Origin of the sequence: Janthinobacterium sp. 17J80-10, from assembly GCF_004114795.1 — a bacterium.
In the GTDB taxonomy this organism is placed as follows: Bacteria; Pseudomonadota; Gammaproteobacteria; order Burkholderiales; family Burkholderiaceae_D; genus Paucimonas.
The window spans coordinates 2,181,268-2,197,712 of the sequence record NZ_CP035311.1 but is presented as its reverse complement, the minus strand read 5'-3'; the positions used below and the strand labels follow the sequence as shown (position 1 = coordinate 2,197,712).

General features: G+C 62.6%; 13 protein-coding genes. 6 read left to right on the top strand and 7 right to left on the bottom strand.

Annotated elements, in window-relative coordinates; genetic code table 11:
• Positions 1-12: 12 nt before the first annotated feature.
• From EKL02_RS09985 to EKL02_RS09965, 5 genes are all read right to left on the bottom strand, one after another.
• Positions 13-1,506 (bottom strand): DNA polymerase Y family protein, encoded by a 1,494-nt coding sequence (locus EKL02_RS09985; protein ID WP_128901908.1) that lies wholly within the window; start codon positions 1,504-1,506, stop codon positions 13-15.
• Positions 1,439-2,197 (bottom strand): translesion DNA synthesis-associated protein ImuA, encoded by a 759-nt coding sequence (gene imuA, locus EKL02_RS09980; protein WP_128901907.1) that lies wholly within the window; start codon positions 2,195-2,197, stop codon positions 1,439-1,441. The genes EKL02_RS09985 and imuA overlap by 68 nt, the downstream gene beginning before the upstream one ends.
• Before the next feature lie 139 nt (positions 2,198-2,336).
• Entirely contained in the window at positions 2,337-3,398 is a 1,062-nt protein-coding gene (locus tag EKL02_RS09975; RefSeq protein ID WP_128901906.1) for a hypothetical protein, read from the bottom strand.
• A 41-nt stretch (positions 3,399-3,439) separates the two neighbouring features.
• Positions 3,440-4,714, bottom strand: a complete 1,275-nt coding sequence (locus EKL02_RS09970; protein WP_164932004.1) for an MFS transporter — start codon at positions 4,712-4,714, stop codon at positions 3,440-3,442.
• A 195-nt stretch (positions 4,715-4,909) separates the two neighbouring features.
• The gene (locus EKL02_RS09965) at positions 4,910-6,760 is read right to left on the bottom strand and encodes a polysaccharide deacetylase family protein (protein ID WP_128901904.1); all 1,851 of its coding nucleotides are present in this window, start codon (positions 6,758-6,760) and stop codon (positions 4,910-4,912) included.
• Between the two features lie 281 nt (positions 6,761-7,041).
• Here EKL02_RS09965 and EKL02_RS09960 point away from each other — a divergent pair, with 281 nt between their 5' ends.
• Genes EKL02_RS09960 through EKL02_RS09940 form a run of 5 tightly spaced genes read left to right on the top strand, consistent with a single transcriptional unit; the run spans position 7,042 to position 12,335 of the window.
• Complete coding sequence (locus EKL02_RS09960; RefSeq protein ID WP_128901903.1) at positions 7,042-7,443, top strand: response regulator; 402 nt, start codon at positions 7,042-7,044, stop codon at positions 7,441-7,443.
• Positions 7,440-8,210 (top strand): YaiO family outer membrane beta-barrel protein, encoded by a 771-nt coding sequence (locus tag EKL02_RS09955; RefSeq protein ID WP_128901902.1) that lies wholly within the window; start codon positions 7,440-7,442, stop codon positions 8,208-8,210. The genes EKL02_RS09960 and EKL02_RS09955 overlap by 4 nt, the downstream gene beginning before the upstream one ends.
• Entirely contained in the window at positions 8,188-9,240 is a 1,053-nt protein-coding gene (locus EKL02_RS09950; protein WP_164932003.1) for a HEAT repeat domain-containing protein, read from the top strand. Before EKL02_RS09955 ends, EKL02_RS09950 begins: the two co-directional genes overlap by 23 nt.
• A complete protein-coding gene (locus EKL02_RS09945; protein WP_128901900.1) occupies positions 9,237-10,649 on the top strand; it encodes a glycosyltransferase family 2 protein in 1,413 nt (470 codons plus the stop codon). Before EKL02_RS09950 ends, EKL02_RS09945 begins: the two co-directional genes overlap by 4 nt.
• A gap of 9 nt (positions 10,650-10,658) precedes the next feature.
• Complete coding sequence (locus tag EKL02_RS09940; protein WP_128901899.1) at positions 10,659-12,335, top strand: hypothetical protein; 1,677 nt, start codon at positions 10,659-10,661, stop codon at positions 12,333-12,335.
• 8 nt (positions 12,336-12,343) lie between these two features.
• Here EKL02_RS09940 and EKL02_RS09935 read toward each other — a convergent pair whose 3' ends face one another.
• Positions 12,344-14,635 carry an ATP-binding protein gene (locus tag EKL02_RS09935; RefSeq protein ID WP_128901898.1) on the bottom strand — a complete coding sequence of 764 codons (2,292 nt, stop codon included), beginning with the start codon at positions 14,633-14,635 and terminating at the stop codon, positions 12,344-12,346.
• A gap of 278 nt (positions 14,636-14,913) precedes the next feature.
• Between EKL02_RS09935 and EKL02_RS09930 the strand changes: the two genes are divergently transcribed.
• Complete coding sequence (locus EKL02_RS09930; protein ID WP_128901897.1) at positions 14,914-15,450, top strand: hypothetical protein; 537 nt, start codon at positions 14,914-14,916, stop codon at positions 15,448-15,450.
• On the opposite strand, the gene EKL02_RS09925 is transcribed toward EKL02_RS09930, so the two are convergent.
• The gene (locus EKL02_RS09925; RefSeq protein WP_128901896.1) at positions 15,426-16,418 is read right to left on the bottom strand and encodes a CapA family protein; all 993 of its coding nucleotides are present in this window, start codon (positions 16,416-16,418) and stop codon (positions 15,426-15,428) included. The two genes, EKL02_RS09930 and EKL02_RS09925, sit on opposite strands and share 25 nt — an antisense overlap.
• Between the last annotated feature and the right edge of the window lie 27 nt (positions 16,419-16,445).

Below are 16,445 nucleotides of genomic sequence, written 5' to 3'. Positions count from 1 at the left end.
TCCGGGAGGGAATCAGGCAAACAGGCCGTGCAGGAACCAGCGTTCCTCGAGGTCGAAGCGCTCGCGATAGATCCAGTAGCAGGCAGCCTCGGCATCCATGGCGATGTAATAGTCGCGCACGGCCAGGGCACTGTCCCACCAGCCGCATTCGATGCGCTCCGGCCCGGCCAAGAGCGTCAGCGGCGAGCCATAGAAAGGCCGGTGCTCGCGCACCAGCAAGGCCACCGGTGCCGCCATCAGCCAGAAGGGCCGCTCGGCATCCGGCGCGCTTTCCGCAGGCTTGCGCTGCCGCAGCACCCCTCGGGCCGCGCTTTGCCAGGCATTGCCGACTTCCGGCCGGTAGTCGGCCACGGGCGCCGGCGCCAGCACCGCATCCTCGCCCAGCCGGGCAGCCAGCAATTCCAGCAGGCGGCGGTAATCGGCAGGCGTGCCGCCAGGCTCTGGAAACAGCGAATCGCTCGGCGGCGCCAGGGGCGACAGTTGCGTTGCTTCCAGGCGCATGGCGATGGCGGGCGCGGCCAGCACCAGGCGCGCCATCTTTTCCTTCAGCAGTTTCAGCAGGTGCTCTTCGCGCCAGGCGGCTTCAGCCAGGAGGATTTCAAGCGGCGTGGGCGCAACGGCTGCGCGGCCGCGCTCATGTTCGATCAGGAAGGTGAAGCGCGTGATCGCCAGATGCCGCGCCACCAGCCAGCCGGTCATTTCGGCCAGCAGGCGGCGCGCGCCGAACAGCAAGCCTTCGGCATGCTCGATACGGTCCGGCAGCTCCAGCCTTCTTGAAAAAGCCGGCGGCGCTTCGATCCACTCGAACAGCTCGGCGGCATCGCCATAAGCCTGGTCGAGTTCCTCCAGAACCTGCTTGCCGCAACGCCGCTGCAGGCCCGCGCGCGGCAGCTTGCGCAAGTCGCCCAGCGTGGCGCAGCCGATGCCGGCCAGCAGTTGCGCATGCGCCTGCGCTGCCGGCAAAAGGTCGAACGGCACGGCATTTAGGGTGCGGCACAGGCTGGCCATTTTCAAGGCACTTTTCAAGGACAGGCCCGCCCTGCCCTGGCCGTGATGGGCGCCGGCGCGCGCCAGCAGCCAGGCGCCATGGGCAGTAGGCGCCATGGCGATGTGCGGCGTAAAACCCAGCGCCGCCACGGTATCGCGCGCGCGCCGGCAGATCGCGCGCGGCCCGCCGAACAGGCGCAGGCTGGCGCCCACCTCCAGCAGCAGGCCGGCATCGTCCGCCAGCGCCAGGTGCGGGGTGTATTGCAGCAGCGCCAGGGCCATGCCTTGCAAGGCTTCCTGCTCGCCGCAGGGAGTGCGTTCGAGCAGGTTTGTGCCGGGGGCAATCGCTAGCACGCCGCCGCGGCGCATGCCCAGACGCACACCCGCCGCCAGGGCTTCGGGCGTTGCCGCCAGCACGCGGTCGCGCTCCAGCACGGCATGCATGCCCGGCTCAGACCAGCGCGGACGCAGGGTTTCGAGAGGCAATAGCGGCAGGTGCATGCCGATCCACAGGCGCATGATGGCTCGACCGCACGGATGAAGGGTTGAATGGAATGGTCGCAGCAGGCAGCGCAAGCGGGATGAACAGGCTGTCTTCGCGCACCGGGCCACGGCGCTTGATGATATGGATGTCGATGCCGGCGCGCGCAGGCCGCAACGCCAGCCGCAATGGCGCGGGCGAGGCATCCTGCGCGCCAGCCAGCGGGCGCAGCAGCCAGAACACGGCATCGCCGGCCTGTGCCGCCAGATGCAGGCGGCGCAACGCTTCCGGGCGGATGTGCGTTTGCCAGAACACCAGCGCGCCGCAACTGCCGTTGCGCAGGATTTGTTCGACGCTCCACAAGGCATCGGCGCTGCGGTCGGCCTTCACCCACAGCAGCCGCTCAGCCGGCAAGCCCCAGCCTGCCCAGGCGGCGATCTGCGGCGCATGCGGCGGCTGCACCAGCGCGATGCGGCGGCTTTGCGCGATCGACGCCAGGGCCGGGCGCAGCAGGCGCATTTCGCCGATGCCGCACTGCTGCGGCAGCAATTCGATCAGGGCGGACTTCGGCCAGCCGCCGTCAGGCAACTCGGGGTCCAGCGCGGCATGGCCGCTGGCCACGGCGTCGGCACGGTGCGTCGCCATTTGCGTGGCGCGCCAGACGGCATGCGACAAGGATGCGGCGGATATGAAGTCTTGTGCGGCAGGACCTGCTGCGCAGAGTGACATGGCGACCTCCCGGTGGTGGTAAGGGAGCACCATTGTACTGTATATATATACAGTTAAAGAAGGGGTAAATATTTAAATCGAAATATCCATATTTAACATTCCGCTTGTTGAGCAACAGCGGGATTTTTAAATGAAGCGTTTAACGCAGGATAGCAGGCGAAGCTGCATTTTCCAGCCATAGCTGCGAAGAGTTTTGCGGCTGCCTTATATCAATTTGCCGCAAGTCTGTTTTGACGCCCATCATGCGCGGCGAATTCAATTCATATACCAGGGTATGGTTGTCCAGCCACTCGATCTGGTCATCGATGCTGCGGCTTTCCTGAAAAACCGTTTCCCTGCCGCTGGCAAGATCCAGTACGGCCGGCGCCCAGCCTGTCTTGCCCTGCCGCTTCTTGAATGCCAGCTTGCTGCCATCGGGGGATACCGAAGGACATTCGATATCCGGCCGGAGCAAGTCGATGCGCCGCGCGCTGATGCTGCCCCTGGCGAGATAAGGCTTTTCCTTGATGGCCGCCGTGACATAAAACAGGTCCGGATTGCGCGGATCGAAACTCACGCCCCAGAGATTCATGTCCTTGGAACTGATTTGCACGTTGTTTTGAAAGATATTCCAGTTTTCCAGCGGCGGCATGCTGAGTCTGCGTTGCCGCAGATCGATGACCAGGGCCTGGGTGGCAAAACTGGCCGCGCCATAAGCGTGACCGGCGATAAACACGGTACTGCCGGCGTGCGTGGCGTCAGGCGAAACACGGGCCCGGCTGACGGCCATTCCCATCGGCATCTTGCCAGAAAACACTGTCTCCAGCCTGAAGTCGGTCACGGCGTAAGTCAGACCGGCACCGACGCTGCCTTGCTGCGGCGTGCCGAGACAGAAAATGCTCTGCCGCGCCAGGTGCACGCGTTCGCACGCGAGCGTGGTGGGGCGCCGTTCGAGAATCTTCTTGCTGATCGGATCGAAGCGCACCATGTCGACGCGCACCGGCGCATCCTTGCCGGCATTGCGCACCAGGGCAAAGCCGGGACGGGTGGCATAGGGGCGCAGGTCGCTCACGCTGCCGGCCGCAGGCGTCGCCGCATGTGCCATGCCGCCTGGCCCCATGCTGAATGCGACGGCAGCAATGGACGCCATGCCGCGCAAAGCCCACCTCCGCAGCGCGCGCAAGAGCACGGCCACAGGATCGCGGGATGGTTTCTTTTTCATTGATTGCAAAGGCATCATTCGATATCCGCTTCGTCGCAATTTCATGCGGCGCTTGCGCCCTGCCCGAGCTTGCGGGCCACCAGCACCGTCAGGCAAAGCATCGCCAGCATGGCAATGCCGAACCAGCCGACTGCCTGTTCCTGTCCCAGGTTTTCCCAGCCCCAGCCAAACAGGATCGACGAGCCCATGCGGGCCAGGCTGGTCAGGGTACCGATGCAGGCAATGCCGGTGGCATGCATTTCGGCGGGCAGCTGCTTTACCGCCAGTGCTGCCAGGATGCCATCGGTGGCGGCATAGTAGGCGCCCAGCAGCACGATGCACACGACCAGCTTGATGCTGCCGCCCGCCGGCAGCGCCGCGTACAGGCAATACACCAGCCCCAGCATGAGGTAGCCCGCCAGAAAAACCTGCACATGGCCGTAGCGGTCGGCCAGCCGCCCCAGCGGGATTGCCAGGCACATGAAGACGCAGGCGGTGGCGACGAACAGCAGCGGCAGATAGCTAGCATCAAAATCGAGTTGTCGCTGCAAGCCGAGATAAATCATGTTGTCGCTCAGGGTAAACAGCGACAGCAGGCTGGCAGCCGTCACCAGCAGCATGAAGCGCGGCGCGCGCATGGCGCCCAGCATCGCCGCCAGGCTGACCGGTTCGCGCTCGCCCGGCGCCGCGCGGCTGCCGTCCCTGCCTGCCTGGACGCACAAGCCGAACACCAGCAAGCCGAGCACGGCAAAACTCAGGCTGCCCAAAAATACGATATCGAAGCGCCGCGGCAGCCATAGCAGCAGCCCGGTCGCCAGCAAGGGGCCGATGATTGCCCCCACGGCATCCATGGCGCGATGCACGCCAAACGCCGCACCGATGGTGTCGGCATTCGCATGGCTGGCGATCAGCGCGTCGCGGGGGGAAGTACGGATGCCCTTGCCGATGCGGTCGGCCAGCAGGACGGCTGCGACCGACACAAAACCGGCGATGCCGGCGAATAGCAGCGCAAATTTGGCCAGCGCCGACAGCAGGTAACCGAGGAAGGCCAGTGCCTTGTGCCTGCCGCGCCGGTCGGCCCAATAGGCCGATGCCAGCCTGGCGATGGCGGCGCTGCCGTTGTAGAGGCCGTCGATCAAGCCGAATTCAAAGGGCGACAGCCGCAGGACGGTAAACAGGTAGAGCGGCAGGATGCTGGCAACCATTTCCGCCGAAATATCCGTCAGGAGACTGGTCAAGCCGAGAAAATAGACGCCTGCGCCGATCCGGCTGCGGCTGGCTGCGCCGAGGACCGGGCTGCGCAGCGCCGGATTGAGGCCGCTTTCGGTATGGTACATGGACGTAAAAGTAGCACCTGGGCATCTCATTGATTTGCCAATAATCAATATCAGAGCAGCTTCTGCAAGCTCCGCCCATTTTCTGTAGACGTCTCGGGACACGCTGTCCCAATCTGGGCATCATCGGCCATTGCCATGAATATCAATATAAAACCTGACCTGCCGCGCAATTGCAATTTGCCGGCAGTTCCTGCCTTACAGATGGAAAACCAGATGCAAGTCCCGCACTGGTTTTTGCACCACGATCCTGTTACCGGATTGACGCACGCTGCTACTGCCCGGGGCGCTCGCATCGAGCCGCCATGCGGCCGGCACAAGGAATGCGATTTTATCGAACTCACGTTCTGCGCTCGCCTTGAAAACGACACGTTTGCCGTCGCGGACCACATCCACGTTGACCGTATCGCGCGCCGCCCACCAATGGCCGAATTCCGCGAGCGTGCCGGTCCAGGCACCCATTGCTTTTGCTTTCGGCACCAGGGCTTCAAGAAAAGCAAGTTTGTCATCAAACACATCGGGGTGAATGAGCACCACGCACATGCCGCCGTAATTGCGAAGCTTGTCCAGGATGGCAATCGTCGCAGGCAGCCGCGCAGTCATTGGCCGCGCCAGTTCGTCCTCGATCGTGATCGGAAATTCGAAAACGGCTGTTTCGGCCTGTCCCTCGCGGCTGTAGTTCAGCTTGAAAGGAAGGTGGCTATTTGCAATGCCACTGGTTACCGTCGAACTGAAACGATAACCGGTAGCATCGAGCGCCTGCGGCAGGGCGAACGGATATTCCAGATGTCCCGGGCGAAAACTCACAACGGACTGTCCAGGCACGACGCTTTCAAGTAAAAAACGGCTAACCCGCAGTTCACCGAGGATGGTGCCGTCCTTGGTGTCGTACTTGTCTTTTACAAACGGCAGGTACGCGGGATAGCGTTCCGTACCGTCGCCAAGTGGAAATTTTGAAAAGACCCGGGAATGGGATACGGAATGGCTCGCGATTTCCATGCCAAGCGACGCCAGGGTGCGCGTAAGCGCCGCGCCATGCTCATCGAAGAAAATATCATCGTTCCAGTCGCGCACGTACTTCGTCTGGATGAAATACGTGGCTTTTATGCCGCTTGCCTTTTCGTACTCCGCATAGCGAACGGCATTCCGGATCGACTTCGTATAATCGACGTCATGGGTAATGATCAGCGATGCGGCGCGCCCATCCGGCACCGTGTCAAGCGCGACCGCCAGCGGCTCGAACGTTTGATAAAGGCTGCGCAAGATACGCAGGAGCGAATCGGCTGCCGGGGTATAGGCATTGACGTAATGATTGTCAAATTCCTGCCTGCCATTGTAGGCTTTTGCGAGGTACGCGCCGATATCCAGGCCGATCGCAACAGCATGCCCCTTGCCTGCATCGCGACGGACGATGGCGGCCCGGCCGTCGTCGTATTCAGCGACAACCTTGCCGGTCGTGGGCAAGAATGCATAGGCAGCCGTACCGCTGGCCTTTCCAGCCAGAGGAATCCTGCGATCTTCCGCATGCGGCAAAGCGAATGCCGCTGCCTCGCCGTCACTTATCCGCAGTTCTTTGAAGCTTCTCGATGCCTCGCTGCCGGCGATGCCGAACACCTCGTTGACGCCGCCCCCGAGTATTTCAAAACCGACCAGGGTACCGCCTTCCTGCGGGAAGGATGCCAGAGCCTGCAAGGCATCCTTGGCCAGGACCTTGCCGGAAATCGTCGGGTAGACCAGCACGACGTTGTGCGCCAGGGCTTTCTTGTAGTCCTGTGTCAGCACAAACGGCACACCGATTGTCCGCAAGCCATGGACAAGGCCGAGCCAATCGGAATCCGGATCCGTAATCAAGACGGCAAGCCGGCTGCTGCTTGCCGCGCCCGAAAAATCCTGCAGGCGCGCGCGTTGCATCGGCTTGATTGCATCGCTGCGCGCAGGCCCGGAAAATTCGCTGAAACGGTAAATCGTCTTTTGAGTGGAAAGCAGATAAATGCCGGCAATGGTCGCGATGGCCACGGCAAGCAAAACATAGGGACGAAACAATTTCATTCAACGCCAACAATGAGGGATTTATCACGGAACGCTTCAGCAACAGTGGGCGAATTGTCCCACACCGTCCCAAGTGGCGGGCAAACCGGATGCGCAAATGTCATTTAAATGCACACTGCCGATACAGCAGCATTTTTTCGGATTTTCCTGCTGGTCGAATTTGCTTGATTTTTTATCATTGAAATATTGCAAATAATATATACGTCGATCCGCAACACGCCCATGTTGAGGGTAGTGTTTCTCGCCTATAATTCCTTGAATTACCTTGGTGCACTATTTCAATGCAAAACAATCCATCATCCTCCGCGCTTTCCGTGCTCGTGGTCGAAGACGACGAGCATATTGCGCAGGTCCTCAAGTTCATGCTGGAACGGCAGGGTTACCAGGTCGTGCACGCTGCCGATGGCCGCGCCGCCTGCGCCCATGTCGAATCGGCGGTCGACTTGCCCGCCCTCGTCCTGCTTGACGTGATGCTGCCCTATGTCGATGGTTTCGAAATCGTGCGCGTCATTCGCAGCCGCGACGCCTGGGCCGATGTGCCGATCGTGATGCTGACCGCCAAGACCATGGAGCGCGACATCGTGCGCGCACTGGATGCGGGCGCCAACGATTATGTCGTCAAGCCTTTCCAGCCCAATGAACTGCTGGCGCGCGTGCGCCGCTTCCTGCGCGTTCCGTCATGAACCGATTCCCTTACCTGATCGCGCTGGCAGCCGCGCTGGCAACCGGCGCCGTACAGGCGGCGGAGCCTGCAGCCCCAAATGAAAACCCGGTCACGTTGCGCCTCTCCGGCGCGACGGAACATCTCAGCAATGGCACGCCCAACTGGCATGAAACGGTCGCCGGATTGTCCTACAAATTCGCGCCGCGCCATGTCGTCGACATCAGCGCCGGCGAGACGCACCGCTTCGGCCTGCATGACGACCAGTTCGCCGCCAGCTACTCGGCGCCCTTGAGCAGCGTGCTTACCGCCACCGTGGACGGCAACGTCAGCACCACCCATCGTGTCTTGGCACGCCATGCGCTCGGCGCGCAGCTGCAATACGAATTCGCGCCGGCCTGGCTATTGCACGGCGGCGCGCGCAGCACCAGTTACGACACCGTCACCGTCAACCAGGCGGTGTTCATGCTGGAGCACTACTTTTCTTCTTTCAGCTGGATCCTGGGATGGCGGCCCACGCGGACCTTTGACACCACGGCCCACGGCATCGAACTGCGCGGCAGCTTTTATTACGGCGACCGCAATGCCGTTACCCTGATCGCCGCCGGCGGCAAGGAAGCGGCCAGCATTCCCGCTGGCGTCGCCCTGACCGACGTGCGCTCGGTGGCGCTGACCGGCCGGCACTGGCTGGACCGCAACTGGGCGATCACTTATGGTGCCGCCCATACCCGCCAGGGCAATCTCTACTCGCGCAACGGGATCAATCTTGGCGTCCAGTACGCTTTCTGACCCCTACATTGCCGCCGCATTCTGGACCGGACTGGCCGCGCTGCTGCTGACGATCCTGCTGGCCCTGCAAATCATGCGCCTGCGCATGGCGCTGCGCCGCCGGGAACGACTGGAAGCGCGCGCCCTCGCAAAATGGCGTCCGCTCTTGAATGCCACAGTGGCCGGAGAACCGCCTCATCAGCTGCCGCCATTGCTGCAGGCCGAGCGGCTGCCCCTCCTGAAAGTCTGGGTGCATTTGCAAGCCTCCATGCGCGGCGATGCCCAGGAGGGGTTGAATGCGCTGGCACGCAGCCTTGCTCTGGACGCGTTGTGCCGCGAAAAGCTGGCGCGTGGCCAGCGCGCCGAACGGCTGCTGGCCACGCTTGTTCTTGGATATCTGCGCGATGCGCAAGGCTGGCCCTACCTGCTGCGCGCTGCCGGCGAAGATGACCAGACCCTGGCGCAAAACGCCCTGTGGGCGCTTGCGCGCATCAATCCGGCTGCCGGAGCCGCGCACATGATGACGTTTTTTATCCAGCAGGATGACTGGGCCATCGCACGCGTGGTCTACATCCTGCAAGAGGCGCGCGAGCCGGCAGCAGAGATACTGGCGCAAATGTTGCCGCAACTCGACGATGCCGGCCTGACGCGCGGACTGCGCATTGCCGAAGGATTGCGCGTCAGCCTGCCGGCTAGCATGATCGCGGCAGCGCTGCGCCGCAACGCCGTACCGACGCTGATCGCCGCCCTGCGCAACGCCTCCGGCCCGGAAACCCTGGCCGAAGTGCGCACGCTGCTGGCGCATGACGACTGGCAAGTGCGCCTGCAGGCGGCCAAGGCGCTGGGGCGGCTCGGCAGCCGCAACGATGCCGCACTGCTGGTGCCGCTGCTGCAGGATGCGCATTGGTGGGTGCGCTATCGCACTGCCCAGTCACTGCTGGAATTGCCCGCCTTGTCGGCAGGCGATATTGCCACCCTGCGCGCTTCCCTTTCCGACCGCTTCGCGCGCGACATGCTGGCGCAAGTCATGGCAGAAAAAGGCATGGCATGACGACATCCCAACTACTTATCGAATTCGTTACCTGGTTCATCCTGTGCTATTTCGTGGCATTGAACGGTGGCTATCTCCTGCTCAACCTGCTGTCCTTGCGCGCCCTGCACCGCAGGGGCCAGGAACAGTTCCTAAACGAATTGCCTCAGGCGTATTCGGGCCTGGAGCCGCCGGTCAGCCTGCTGGTGCCGGCCTATAACGAGGAAACCACCATTGCCGCATCGATCCGTTCGATGCTGCAGCTGACCTACTCCGAATTTGAAATCATTGTCATCAACGATGGCTCGCGCGACGACACCCTGGAAGTGCTCAAGCGCGAATTCAACCTGCTGCCTTTCCCGGAAGCCTACCGCACCCAGATCCCGACCAGGGATATCCGTTGCATCTATCGCTCCACGCGCCATGCCAACCTGCGCGTGATCGACAAGGACAATGGCGGCAAGGCCGACTCGCTGAATGCCGGCATCAATGCGTCTCGCTATCCGCTGTTTTGCGGCGTGGATGCCGACTCCATCCTCCAGCGCGACAGCCTCGAGCGCGTGGTCAAGCCCTTCCTGAACGACCCGACCGTGGTCGCCACCGGCGGCACGGTGCGCGTGGCCAACGGCTGCGAGGTCAGCGGCGGCTTCCTCACCAAGGTCAACCTGCCGAAAAACATCTGGGCGCTGTTCCAGGTGGTGGAATACCTGCGCGCCTTTCTCTTTGGCCGTCTCGGCTGGTCGGCGATTAACGGCATGCTCATCATCTCCGGTGCTTTCGGCGTATTCCGCAAGGACACCGTCATCCTCGCCGGCGGCTACCGGCCCAATACCATCGGTGAAGACATGGAACTGGTGGTGCGCATGCATCGCCTGCTGCGCGCCAGGCGCCAGCCCTACCGCATCGAATTCGTGCCCGACCCGGTGTGCTGGACCGAAGCGCCGGAAGATTACAAGACCCTGAAAAACCAGCGCATCCGCTGGCAGCGCGGCCTTTCGGAAAGCCTCGCCGCAAACTGGGGCCTGTTGTTCAGCCGCAATGGCGGCGCGCCCGGCTGGCTGGCATTTCCCTTCATGCTGCTGTTCGAATGGCTGGGGCCGCTGGTGGAACTGGGCGGCTATGTTTTCATGGTCGTGGCCTTCCTGGGCGGCGCGATCTCGTGGCAGGCATTTGGCGCTTTCCTGTTTGTGGCCATCGGCCTGGGTATCCTGCTGTCGGCATCGGGCCTTTTGCTGGAAGAAATGTCCTTCCATATTTATCCGCGAGGAAAGCATCTCCTCTGGCTGGGCCTGGTCGTGATCATTGAAAACCTTGGCTACCGCCAGATCAACACGGTCTGGCGCCTGACGGGACTTTACCGCTGGGCCATGCAAATGGAATCAAGCTGGGGGGCAATGAAACGCAAAGGCACCTGGCAAAGCAAGCAGTAGACTGGCGCCATGGACCGGCTTTTTCTCTGCTTCCTGCTGTTCATGACTACTACCGCCAACGCCGCCTGGCTGCACGTCTGCCCGCCTTCGACAGTTGCCGCCGGCATGCCGCAAGCCCAGGTGATCCGCCCCGATGGCGCGCCGGCGCACCTGATCGTCAATGGCCTGCCTGAACTCCCCGGCTGTAGCAGCATGGCGTTGCCAGCGAACCTGGAGGAGGTGGAGTCTTTGTATCCCGTGCCGGCGCAGACTGCGCCAGGCGCCACCATCCTGCTGCAAGGCCGCCAGCAGGATCAGCGCTTCGTGGTCTCGGAGGCGACATTTCCGGCCGCGCAGGCAGCACCGCTCCGGCCGACGCCGATGCCATTGCACGCCAACCTGCTCCCCGTGATGCGCGCACGCGCCTTTGGCGTCGAAGAACGCGTGCGCGTACAGCGCACGGATGGTGGCCTGCAACTGGCGTGCGAGGCCGGCAGCAAGCCCGCCGGCGTGATCCTGAGCGCGCCGGACTGGTACATTCCCCGCGCCGACGTCGCATTGCAGCTTGCCACGAGCGGCAGCGGCAGCTTCGGGTGGCAGGCGGTCGACGCTGCCCACGCGGCATCCGAATCGGCATTGCCGATGGGGCGCAGCGCCGCCGCGAGTGACACGGCCACAGCCCGCCTCGCCCTGCCCCGCGCGCTTGCCCGCGAAAGCTGGCAGCAATTCGTCATCGTTTGCCCGCTTCAGCAAGCCAGCCTGCAACTGGATGCCCTTGAACTTGCCGCAAGCGCCGACAAGGCCCGGCCACGCTCTTCCTGGGTGTGGCAAGCGCAGGAATGGCAGGAAAACGGCGCATCGCTCCTGGCGTGGGCCCGACAGCATGGCATCGGCGAGCTCTTCATCGCCGTGCCGGTAACAGGTGGCGCCGTGCGTGACGCCGCAGCGCTGGCGGCGTTCGTGCAGCGCGCAAGCGACCGCGGCGTGGCCATCTGGAGCGTGGATGGCGACCCGCACATGGTGCTGCCCGCAGAACGGGCAGCCACGCTGCAACGCGCCCGCGCCTATGCCGCCTACAATGCGGGTGTCGCAGCAGGCGCGCGGCTGCGCGGAGTGCAGTTCGATATCGAGCCCTACCTGTTGCCGGGCTACGCAATGGCATCCGCCGGCCTGGACACGCAGTATCTGGACCTGGCCGCGGCGCTGCGCAAGGCGACTGCGCCGATGCAGCTTGAATTCGTGGTGCCGTACTGGTGGTCCGGCAAGCCGGGATTGCTGCGCGGGCTGGCATCGGCCGCCGACAGCCTGGCGGTGATGAACTACCGCACCGAGGCGCAGGAAATCTATCGTTTTGCCGTGCCGTTTCTCGACTGGGGGGCAAGCCACGGCAAGCGTGTGCGTATTGCCCTCGAAGCCGGGCACGTGGCCCCGGAAACGCAGCGGCGCTATACCCGGGCGGACCCGGGAGCGGCAGGCGAATTGCTGCTGCTGCGAATGGACGGCATGGCCGTGCTCGTGCTGCTCAGGCAAGCCCGGTCACTGCCCCAGGCGCAAGTATTCCAGCTCGCGGCCAGTACCGTATTTGACGGCAGTGCAACCAGCTTCCATGCGGACAAGCCAGGACTGCTGCGCCTGCTGCCGCAGCTGGAACGCGATTTCGGCGCCTGGCACAGCTTTGCCGGCATCGCGCTGCACGAATTCAGGTAGCGGACCGATTATGCTGCTGCCGCCGCTTGCACCAGCGGCAGCAGCACGTGAAAGCTGGTTCCGGCGCCAGCTATGCTCTCGAAGGCAATCGTCCCGCCATGTTCTTCCACGATGCTCTTGCAGATGCTCAAGCCCAACCCGGTCCCACCCTTCTGGCGCGAATCGCCGGAATCCGCCTGGGCAAATTTCTGAAACACGCGGTCACGGAAGGCTTCCGGGATGCCGCAACCGCGATCGACCACGGACAAGCGGGCGCGCCCGTCATGAGCGGCGAGATGCACGTCGACCTGGCCGCCGCGCGGCGAAAACTTGACAGCATTTGAAATCAGGTTTGTCAGCACCTGCGCCATGCCGTCGCGGTCCACCGCAGCGATCAGCCCGGTCGATTGCGGCTCGACGTGGCGCTGCAGCGCCACGCCGAACTGCTGCGCATACCCCTGCATTGCTTCCAGCGCCTGGTCGACCAGCGGCAGCAACGGTTGCGGCACCTGTTCGAATTGCATGTTGCCCGACTCGATTTTTTCGATGTCGAGCACGTCGTTGACCAACCGCACCAGGCGCTCGCAACTCTGATACGCAATATCGATCAAGCCTTTTGTATCGTCCGGCAGCTCGCCGGCGGTACCGTCGGCCAGCATGGCAAGCGAGGCGCGGATGGAAGTCAGCGGCGTGCGCAGTTCGTGCGAGACGGTCGAGACGAATTCATTTTTCATCTGTTCGACTTTCTTGCGCTCGGAAATATCATGCAGGAAAGCGCTGAAAAATGCGGTCTCGCTGGTGCCTGCCAGGCCTGCGGTCATTTCAACAGGGAATTCGACGCCCTGGCGATTCATCACGATCCGTTCCATGCGCCGGTCCAGCCAGTCCAGCCTGCCAGTCTCGTTGAAGGTACCGACCGCCCTGGCGAAACTCGGGCGGAATCGCTCCGGCACCACCATTTCCACCAGCGGCCGGCCGATGACTTCCTGCCTGCTCCAGCCAAACATGCGTTCCGCGCGTGAATTCCAGTCGGTGACATTGCCGCGCAGGTCGACGCCGACAAAGGCATCTTGCGCCGCTTCGATAATCGTCGCAATGCGCCGCTCATTGGATTGCACCGCAAGCAGCGCATGCTCCAGTTCACGCGTGCGGTCTGCCACGCGATTTTCCAGGGTGAGATTCAATTCCTGCAATTCCTGGCTGCGTTGCAGCAGCTTGGCCACAAGTGAATTGAGGGCGCCGCTCAGCGTCTTGACTTCGAAATAGCTGTGCGCACCCGGTGCAATCGTCTGAGCATCGCCGCGCTGGATCAGCTGCGCCGATTGCGTCAAGGCATCCAGCGGCCGCGTGATGCGGCGCGCAACGATCGCGCCGACGGTAGAAAACAGCAAGACCAGGGCAAGACCGCTCCACAACGCGCGATAGCGTATTTGCCTGACTTGCAAAAAGGCGTCATCGACATTCTGCCGCACAAGCACGGTCCATCCGAGTCCAGGATAGTTCTGGTAACCCTGGCCCTTGCTGAATCCGACCAGGTAGGCTCGGCCATCAGGCCATTTCTCGACCACATAGCCGAGGTTTTGCTGTTGCGCCGCACGGAAACTGGACTGGGCCAGCTGCTTTCCCTGCAAGTCAGGCGGACCCAGCAACACGACGCCGTCGGCGCCGACTATCAGCGCCTCGACCTGCCGGCGCGCGATAATGGGCTCGATGATCGATTTCTCGACATCGCGCGCCCATTGCCAGGACAAATGCACGCCAAGCACCCCCATCGGCTTGCCATCCTTGTCATTGTAGGGGAAGGCCACATCGACGAAGCGCTTGGGCTCTTTGGTTGGGTTCGGCAGCAGCTTGGCCAGCAGCACCGCTTCATGCACGTCGCCAAGATGGATGCCGCGCAAGGCATTGCCAAACCAGGGGCGCTTGGAAACGTCTGCGCCTTCCAGCAGGCGATGCGCCGCGACCTGCACCTTCCCGCTGTTGTCCGTCATGCCGATCCAGGCATAGTATTTGTAGGTCTCCAGCAAGCCATCCAGCACTTTGCGGCGATCGTCAACGCTAACGCCAGGCCCCACCAGGTCGCCGCGCTGCGTCATCAGGCGCACTTCCCGATAGCGTTCGAACATGCCGCGGTCAAGCCTGCCGGACGTTTGCAGCGCCAGTTCTGCAAGGCTATGGCCAATATTGGACTTGACCTGTTGCGTAGCAACTCTTTCGACAACCTCGACCAGCACCAGCGTGAGCACGATGGACATGAGGGAAAACGCCACAGCCAGGTAGGTGCTTAAGCTGCGGGCAAAAATGAACTGCTTGAGCTTCATTGATAAAAATATAATTTTAGGGATGAAATGCCGGCGCAGGACGGCGCATCAATGCCCAGGACCTGACGTATCCGAAGAGTAACATGGCGGGCATCCGATCAGGCACACCGGCAAATATCAAGAAACTTCCTGACAACAGAATGAATCTCATAAATTCTCGGGTTCTCCGTGGCGCCACCGATTGCACTCATGCATACAACGTAAACATGAAAAGGAATCATCCATGACAACCATGCCTTTCATCCTTTTCCTCACGAATGACATCAAGGAGCACCGCGATGAATGAATACCGTCACCACGTATCCGGCTTTTTCGCCAACCGCGGGGATGCCGACAGCGCGGTTTCCCGGCTTGTCGAGCGGGGCCTGCCGCCTGAACAGCTGCATATCTTCGACACCGATGCGCCCGCCCCCGCCCCCGCGCCGAAAGACGACAGCAATGCCGTCCTGAAAGACGCCATCGTGGATGGCGCCAAAGGGGCCATCATCGGCACCGGCATCGGCGCGCTTGGCCAGATCGCGCTGGTTGCCGCCAACGTGAGCCTCTTCGTCGCCAGCCCGCTGATTGCGCCATTGGCGATGCTGGGCTGGGGCGCCAGCCTTGGCGGACTGGTAGGCGCCGCAGCCGGTGCTGCCCGCAGCCCGGCGCCGGCCGCCGAAAAAAAGGAGGGGTGGCTATCCGACCTGGTACGCGATGCGATTGCCAGCGGCCAGACCGTCCTGGTGGTCCAGACCAGGACGCAACAAGAGACGGCGACCGCACAAGGTGTCATCCAGGCAGCGGTTGGCGATTACACGGACACCGGCCCGATGTAAAGGCGTTCAGCGCTGTCTTTCCTGAGGATGGTGCCCATTTCCCGGCACAGGGCACCCATGGTGTCGCGAACGCGTGCGTACCGCTCGCCCGTGGCTGGCCGTACCTGGCAATTTTCGATGAATACCGGATGCACAAGGATACGCTGCAGGGCGCTTCGGCCAAGTTCGAGTTCGATCAGCAACTGGTGATCATTGGCAAATTCCGGGTCGACATAGTAATCGTCCACGAGGTCGCCCGCGGCGTACAGGATCGGGCAGCCGCGATAGAGTTCGATGCCCTGGAATACGTGGGCACTGTGGCCGAACAGGATTTTCCAGCCCATGTCGATGGCCGCGTGTGCCAGGCGCCGGAACCGGGCCGACGGCCGCAGCACCATGTTCGGCCCCCAATGCAGCGACAGGATCGGCCAGTCGACCCGCTCGCGCTGCAATGATTGCAGTGCGACACGCCATGCTGCCAGGGCAGCCGCTTCGTCTTCCAGGTCCAGGTAGGCCATGCCGGGCACATCAGGAAAAGCCGCAAAATCTTCCTGGTGGTCGCAAAACGCCGCCATGCCAAAACGCATGCCGGCGCGCTCGAGCACCGCCGGCATCCTGGCCCGGGCGCCGTTTTCACCGGCGCCGCACTGGGCAATGCCGTGGTGGCGAAGCAAATGCAAGGTTTCAATCAAACCTGCGACGCCATAATCCAGCACATGGTTGTTGGCGAGACTGACCAGATCGACGCCGGCATCTGCCAGGCACTGTACCGCTTGCGGCGGTGCGCCGAAATAGAATGCCTTGGGCGCGCCCGCCCAGGTCCGGTCGGAAGTGGTGAGGGCGCATTCCAGGTTGACGATGGCGAGATCGGCATTGCGCATCAGTCCCGCCACCGGCCCCAAAGGATATTGCGGACCATGCAGAAGAATGTATTCCTTGACGATACGCCCCAGCATGACATCGCCACCAAACATCACGCACGCATCCATGCTCCTTCCCGTCAATCCGGAATGCCG